The 4,458-nt window shown below is 72.3% G+C and carries 5 protein-coding genes; all 5 read right to left on the bottom strand.

The window, feature by feature from the left end; all coding sequences use genetic code 11:
• Positions 1 to 52 precede the first annotated feature (52 nt).
• Genes CCN72_RS29955 through CCN72_RS29935 form a run of 5 tightly spaced genes read right to left on the bottom strand, consistent with a single transcriptional unit; the run spans position 53 to position 4,040 of the window.
• Positions 53 to 940: a DUF5936 domain-containing protein gene (locus CCN72_RS29955; protein WP_086811151.1), complete on the bottom strand. Its 888-nt coding sequence runs from the start codon at positions 938 to 940 to the stop codon at positions 53 to 55.
• A gap of 15 nt (positions 941 to 955) precedes the next feature.
• Complete coding sequence (locus tag CCN72_RS29950) at positions 956 to 1,903, bottom strand: type II secretion system F family protein (RefSeq protein WP_086811149.1); 948 nt, start codon at positions 1,901 to 1,903, stop codon at positions 956 to 958.
• Between the two features lie 8 nt (positions 1,904 to 1,911).
• Positions 1,912 to 3,249: a TadA family conjugal transfer-associated ATPase gene (locus CCN72_RS29945; protein ID WP_085566329.1), complete on the bottom strand. Its 1,338-nt coding sequence runs from the start codon at positions 3,247 to 3,249 to the stop codon at positions 1,912 to 1,914.
• Between the two features lie 13 nt (positions 3,250 to 3,262).
• Positions 3,263 to 3,634, bottom strand: a complete 372-nt coding sequence (locus CCN72_RS29940) for a TadE/TadG family type IV pilus assembly protein (protein WP_086811147.1) — start codon at positions 3,632 to 3,634, stop codon at positions 3,263 to 3,265.
• 1 nt (position 3,635) lies between these two features.
• Positions 3,636 to 4,040 (bottom strand): TadE/TadG family type IV pilus assembly protein, encoded by a 405-nt coding sequence (locus CCN72_RS29935; protein WP_086811145.1) that lies wholly within the window; start codon positions 4,038 to 4,040, stop codon positions 3,636 to 3,638.
• Positions 4,041 to 4,458: the final 418 nt, after the last annotated feature.

Raw genomic sequence — 4,458 nt, 5'->3', positions numbered from 1 at the left:
CCCTCCGACAGCACCCCCCTCACGTTCCTCGCCCCTTCATGGCCCATGCCGCTCACTTCCCCGTAAGGGAACCGAAGTCCACGCCCGAGCCCAGGATCAGGCCCGCGCCGAGGAGGAGCATCGTCGCCGGGACCATGAAGGTGGTGATCATCAGCGTGGCCTTGGGTACCGCGCGAGCGGCCTTGCGGCGGGCGTTCTGGGCGTCCGTGCGGCGCATGTCCTTGGCCAGGGAGACGAGGGTGTCGACGATCGGCGCGCCCAGTTCCTCGCCCTGCTGGAGCGCGGTGACGAACATGGCGACCTGTTCGGAGTCATTGCGCCGGCGCAGCTCCGCGAAGGCCTGGCGGCGGCTCATGCCGAGGTCCATCTGGCGCAGGGTGATCCGGAGTTCGTCGGCCCAGGGACCCTCGTAGCGGGACGCCACCCGGTCCAGGGCCTGCCGGAATCCGAGCCCGGCGCTGACCACGACCGCCAGCACGTCCAGGAAGTCCGGAAGGGTCCGCTCGATCACGTCCCGGCGGACCCGGATCGCCGACCAGATGCCGACCTCCGTCCAGAACGCCCCGAACAGCAGCAGCAGAACCGCCACGAACCACTGGCCGCGCAGCAGGAACACCAGGAAGCCGACGCCGCCCAGTGCGCCGTACACCGCGCGGCGGGCGGCGTACCGGTCGATGGTCAGGCCCCCGGGGTTGCCCGCGAGGTCGATCCGACGCCGGTACCGGGCGACCAGCCGGGGTCCCATCAGCCGGAGCACCAGCGGCGCGTACCGCATGCCCATGCGGTCGATCACGGAGCCCACCGCGCCGGTGCGGGTGGCGCCGACCTCCAGGGCGACGGCGAGGTCGACGGGGAGCTTGGCGTCGGCGCGGTACATGCGCACACCGGTGAAGATCCCCCACACGGCGGCGCCCATCAGCAGGGCCAGCAGCAAGGCCATCGGATCCTCCTTCCCTCACACGTCGATGCGGCTGAGCCGCCGGATGAGGACGAAACCGACCGCGTACAGCCCGAACGCGACGAGCACACAGCCCTGGCCCACCGGGGAGCCGGTCATCCGGGCCAGGGCGCCGTCCCTGACGCCGTTCATCAGGAACAACGCGCCGACCCCGAGAACGGGCACGGCGTACGACGTCATGGTCACCTGGGAGAGCTGCGTGCGGATCTCCCGCCGGGTCTCCTTGCGCTCCTCCAGCGTCTCGGTGAGATTGCGCAGCGCGGAGACGACCTGGCCGCCGGCCCGGTTGGACAGCACCAGCGTCGTCACCAGCACGACCAGTTCCCGCGACGGAAGCCGGTCGGCGAGTTCACCGAGGGCGTCGTCCAGGGAATGGCCGATCGCCAACTGGTCGGACACCTTGACCAGTTCCTCCCCGGCCGGCGCCTCCAGCTCCTCCGCGGCCATGCCGATCGCGGTGCGCAGGGCGAGCCCCGCCTGCGTGGCGTTGGCCAGGATGCGGGCGAGTTCCGGGAGTTGGCCGATGAACCGCTCGATGCGCCTGCGCCGCTGCCAGTTGAGGAACTGCACCGCCGCCCAGATGCCCAGCAGCCCGGCGATCGGCCCGAAGAACGGCGCGAGCGCGGCCTGGCCGATCAGCCAGAGCACGGCGACCGTACCGAGCATGGCCATGAAGAACTCGCCCGGCGTGATGTCCAACCCGGTGGTGGCCAGGCGCCGTTCGAGCCAGCGGCCGAGGCGGGTACGGCGCAGCCGCCGGTCGAGATCGCGGAAGTGCCGCCTGCGTCCGGTGCCGGACTCCGGTGGCCCGGTGTGCGTGAGGCGGTCCACCAGCTCGGCCCGCCGGGCCCGGCCTCGGGCGTAGCTGTGCACGCCGATCACCGCGAGCACGCAGGTCAGCAGCGCCGCTCCGAGCGTGAGCTGGACGAGGGTGTGGAGTTCCATGTGGGGGCCTACCTGGCTTCTCGGGTGGCGAGCTGGTCGGCGGTGCGGGCCACGCCGAAGGCGCCCGGGACGGGCTGGCTCGCCATGTGCAGGCGGTCGGCGGTGCGGCGCGGCAGCGGGAAGTAGGCGAAGGCGCCGGGCACCCGGCCGTCCGCCGTCATCGGCTCCGCCGCGAAGCGGGCGACGCTGGCCAGCCGGTACGGCTCCCCGCCGTGGCTGTCCAGCAGCGCGATCTCGGTGATCCGGCGGGCGCCGTCGGCGAACCGGGTGAGCTGGACGATGACGTCGACCGCGCTGTTGATCTGGTCGTGCAGCGCGACGAACGGCACCTCCACGTCGGACATGGAGGCGAGCGTCTGCAGCCGGGTGAGGGCGTCCTCGGCGCTGTTGGCGTGCACGGTGGCCAGGGAGCCGTCATGGCCGGTGGACATCGCCTGGAGCATGTCGAGGGACTCGCCGCCGCGGACCTCGCCGACCACGATCCGGTCGGGCCGCATCCGCAGCGAGTTGCGCACCAGGTCGCGGATGGTGACCTGGCCCTTGCCCTCGACGTTCGGCGGCCGCGACTCCAGCCGGACCACATGGCTCTGCTGGAGCTGGAGTTCGGCGGAGTCCTCGATGGTGATGATCCGCTCGTGCGGCGGGATCAGCCCGGACAGCGCGTTGAGCAGGGTCGTCTTGCCGGTGCCGGTCGCACCCGAGACGATGATGTTGAACTTCGCCTGCACCAGTCCCGCCAGCAGATACACCATGGGTTCGTCGAGCGAGCCGAGCCCGATCAGCTCCTGGAGGGTGAAGGAGCGCGGGAAGCGGCGGATGGTGAGGATGGGCCCGGTCAGCGACAGCGGCGGGATGATGACGTTGACGCGCTCGCCGGACGGCAGGCGGGCGTCCACCATCGGATTCGACTCGTCCACCCGGCGGTTGACGGTCGACACGATCCGTTCGATGGTCTGCATCAGCTGGTCCGCGGAGGCGAAGCGCAGCGGCAACTGCTCGACGCGGCCCCCGCGTTCGACGAAGATCGCGTCCGCCCCGTTCACCATGATCTCGGTGATCGAGGTGTCCTCCAGGAGGGGTTCGAGGATGCCGAGGCCCAGCGCCTCGTCCACCACTCGCCGGATCAGCTGGGCGCGCTCCACCGTGGAGAGCACCGGGCCCTCCCGGCTGATGATGTGCCCGAGCACCCGTTCGAGACGGCTGCGGCGCTCCGCGGCGGCCAGCGCGCCCATCTCCGCGAGGTCGATCTCCTCCAGCAGCTTGGCCCGGTAGGCGGCGACCAGATGCCCGTCCTCGCCCCGGCTGCCGTGCTCCTCCGGAGTGCTGATGCGTGCCCGCAGGCTCATGGTCACCGGCTCCTCAATGGTCGAGCGGCATGGTCGCCGACTTGGTGGCGTCCCCGAAGCTCCACACGATCTTCGGGATGCGGACGGTCGCCGTCACGGTCACGGAGCCGCCCCCGCCGCCTTCCGCACAACTCACCCGCATCCCCCCGCCGACCGCCGCCGCGCACGCCTGCTGCGCGTCCTGCCGCAACGAGGCGGCCCGCGCCCCCGCACGGGCCGCCGTACCGGCCTGCTCGGCGGCGTAGGCGACGGCGCCGAGCTGGATGCCGGCGAGGGCGACGATCAGCAGTACGGGCAGGAACCCCAGGTATTCGATGGCGACTTGGCCGCGCTCACGACGCTCACGGCGATCACGACGGTCATAACGCCCGCTCGGGTACCGCATCTCAGTCCTTCGCCTCCTCCACCGCGCCGGCGTGCCCGTGCACCCGCGCCGGGAAGGCGATCAGGCCCGGGAAGAGCACCGGGACCTTCAGGGAGACATCGGCCGTGACATACCCGGACCCGCCGCAGCTCACCGTCGCGTCCCCCCGCCACGCCGCCGACAGGTCCTTGCGCCCCGCCGCCGAGCAGGCCGCCTGCCGCGCACCGCCCGGCGACGCCGCCGTACCGGCCCGTACCGCCTCGTCGGCGGCGTTCCCGGCGAGCGTGAAGGTGTACCCCACGAGCACGGCCTGCCACACGAGCACCAGGGTCAGCAGGATCAACGGCGTCATGCCGAGGAACTCGATGCTCACCTGACCCGAATCACCCGTCGGGCCCGCATCGCACACCCGACCCGCGCCGCTCATCCGACCCGCATCGCGCACCCGGCCCGCGCCGCTCGTCGGGCCTGCGCCGCTCATCCGGCCCGCATCGCACACCCGACCCGCGCCGCTCATCCGACCCGCATCGCGCACCCGGCCCGCGCCGCTCATCCGGCCTGCGTCGCGCGCCCGATCCGCATCGCTCGTCGGTCCCGAAGCACTCATCCGACCCGCGTCGCTCGCCCAGCCTTCAACCCTTGCCCGGAGTTCGTCGCATGCCCGGCCTCCGTCGCTCGTCCGGCCCCGATCCGCGCCGCTCATCCGACCCGCATCGCGCATCCGGCCCGCGCCGCTCGTCGGGCCTGCGCCGCTCACCCGACCCGCATCGCACACCCGACCCGCATCGCGCGCCCGGCCCGCGCTGCTCGTCGGGCCTGCGCCGCTCATCCGACCCGCGTCGCTC

The organism is Streptomyces murinus, assembly GCF_002154555.1.
GTDB lineage: Bacteria > Actinomycetota > Actinomycetes > Streptomycetales > Streptomycetaceae > Streptomyces > Streptomyces murinus.
Note: the sequence above shows the minus strand (reverse complement) of the source record. Positions and strands in the feature narration are given on the sequence as shown.